At 69.2% G+C, this 2,415-nt stretch carries 3 protein-coding genes; 2 read left to right on the top strand and 1 reads right to left on the bottom strand.

The genetic code is table 11. The annotated features are described in order from the left end of the window. Positions 1-734: FAD-dependent oxidoreductase (locus tag KZA10_RS12515; protein WP_218683033.1), on the top strand; the 734-nt coding region annotated here is incomplete at its 5' end. Between the two features lie 74 nt (positions 735-808). Beyond that, positions 809-1,570 (top strand): SPFH domain-containing protein, encoded by a 762-nt coding sequence (locus tag KZA10_RS12510; protein WP_218683032.1) that lies wholly within the window; start codon positions 809-811, stop codon positions 1,568-1,570. 29 nt (positions 1,571-1,599) lie between these two features. On the opposite strand, the gene KZA10_RS12505 is transcribed toward KZA10_RS12510, so the two are convergent. After that, positions 1,600-2,415 (bottom strand): transketolase C-terminal domain-containing protein (locus tag KZA10_RS12505; RefSeq protein ID WP_306300817.1); only part of this gene is annotated, 816 nt, incomplete at its 5' end.

Here is a 2,415-nt window from a genome sequence, read left to right as displayed (position 1 = left end):
GGGCGGGCACGCTCGACCAGGCGATCGGGGTGCGACCGAGCCGAGGCACCCATATCGTGCTCGATGCCGCCGACCTCGGAACTCCTTCGACGGCCCTCACGATCCCCCACGAGGGCTCGATCAGCCGCTACGTGTTCGCGCTGCCGCAGGCATACGGTCGCGTGATCGTGGGGCTCACCGACGAGGACTCTCCCGGTGCCGTGCCACGCGTGGCGCAGCCGACGGAGCCGGAGATCGACTTCCTCCTGCGGAGCCTCAACCGGGTGATCGCCGCACCGATCGGTCGCGATCAGGTGCGAGGGGCCTTCGCGGGCTTGCGGCCGCTGGTCGACAGCGGTACGGACTCGAGCGCCGACGTCTCGCGCAGGCACCTGGTGGCGATGTCAGAGGCCGGGTTCGTCACTGTTCTCGGGGGAAAGCTGACGACGTATCGGCGGATGGCCGAGGATGCGGTCGATCTCGCAGCTCGGACACGGGGCCTGCAGGCGACATCGAGTCGGACGGCATCGTTGCGACTCGTCGATCGCGTGATCCCCTCCTCACCGGAGCTGCTGGACGAGTCGACGGGGTTGACCGCAGCCGAGGTCGAGTACGCCGTCCGTGTCGAGGGGGCGATGACCGTCGACGACGTGCTCGACCGCCGCACACGCGTCGGTCTCGTCGACGCGGATCGCGAACGCTGCCGAGGGGCGGTGGAGACGCTCGTCGCTCGCACCGTCGCCGACCTCGTCTGAGCCCGTCCCACGGCGGATCGGGACCGGGGCGTATCCACCGAGAAGCATCGCGGAGAACGCGCGGGGAACAGCGCATGAACTCCCCCGAACCGGGCGTCTCCCCGGTACTCCCGCGCGCTGCGACCCTGCACAGTGGTGTCATGGACATGCTCTTCACGATGCTGGGCGGCAAGGGGATGTCGGGGCTGCTGAAGACCGGCACGGCGATCCTCACCACGCTCCTGGTCCTGCCCGCCCTCCTCAAGCTCTTCATCGTCACGGTCGATGAGGGCTGGGCAGCGATCCGGACCCGCAACGGCAAGCCGATCATCCGGAACCGTCCACAGCGACGCCCGTCCGCCCGCGCAGGCGCGGTCGGCGAGGTCGTGGTGCTGCACCCGGGGTCCCACGGCGCCTTCCCGCTGTTCTACTGGTACAAGCTCATCGATGTCCGCTGCCGCGCGACGGATCTACCCGCGCGCGAGATGACCGGATCCAGCGGCCATCAGCATCGGGTCCACGCCTCGTTCGAGTGGCGCCCCATACCGACGGGAAGCGACCTGCGGGTCTTCGAGCTCGATGTGGTCAACGTCAAGGAACGCGCATCGAACATCGTCGGCGCGGCACTGAGGGATGTGATCCGTGGGCTCGAGGGGGCCGAGCTCCCGCACAACGACGAGATCAACACCCGCGTCATCGCCGCCAGCGCCGAGGAGGTACGCCGTGCTTGCGGCGTCGAGCTGGTGCGCGTCATGGTCACCGGCGACGCGCTCACCGACGGCTATCTGCTCTCGACGGCGCTCCGTGACGTCGACCGAGGCGCACAGGCCGTCGCGGCACTGCACGCGCTGAACTGACGGCGGCGGCGCCGACATCCGATCGGGCGTCAGTGCCGCTCGTGCAGCGGGATGTCGATGGTTCCGCTCTCCCCCGCGTGACGCGCCTTCGGAATGCGCGTCCCGAGCACCTGCGAGACGATGTCCTGCGCGATCTTCGGTGCCGTGAGACCGGCGTCGGAGAGGATCTGATCACGCGAGGCATGGTCGATGAACTCGTCCGGCAGCCCCAGCTCGTCCACCGCGGTGTCGATCCCGGCCTCCCGGAGAACCTGGCGCACACGAGTGCCGACGCCACCGACGCGTATGCCGTCTTCGAGCGTGATCACGAGGCGATGATGCGCCGCGAGCTCGACGATCGAGGGCTGCACGGGGATGGCCCAGCGCGGATCGATGACCGTCGCACCGATCCCCTGCGCACGGAGCCGCTCGGCGACGTCGAGAGCGAGTTCGGCGAACGGGCCGATGGCGACGATGAGAACGTCTTCAGACTCACCGCGGGCGAGCACGTCGACACCGTCGCTCAGTCGTTCGATCGCCGGCAGATCGGCGGCGACCTCCCCCTTCGGGAACCGGATGACGGTGGGGGCGTCTTCGACATCGACGGCCTCGCCGAGGGCTTCCGTCAGACGCGCACCGTCGCGAGGCGCGGCGATGCGGATGTGCGGAACGATCTGCAGCATCGCGAGATCCCACATGCCGTGATGGCTGGGACCGTCGGGACCTGTGACGCCGGCGCGATCGAGGACGAAGGTCACCCCGGCGCGGTGCAGGGCGACATCCATCAGCACCTGATCGAAGGCGCGCCCCATGAAGGTGGCGTAGAGGGCCACGACGGGGTGCAGGCCCCCGTACGCCAGGCCGGC

Origin of the sequence: Microbacterium sp. BF1, from assembly GCF_019279095.1 — a bacterium.
GTDB lineage: Bacteria > Actinomycetota > Actinomycetes > Actinomycetales > Microbacteriaceae > Microbacterium > Microbacterium maritypicum.
The sequence above is the reverse complement of the archived record's forward strand: the minus strand, read 5'-3'. Positions and strand labels throughout refer to the sequence as shown.

Bases quoted from the DNA above. Each gene is read 5' to 3' on its own strand.
- KZA10_RS12510 (WP_218683032.1), top strand. From the start codon at position 809: ATGAACTCCCCCGAACCGGGCGTCTCCCCGGTACTCCCGCGCGCTGCG.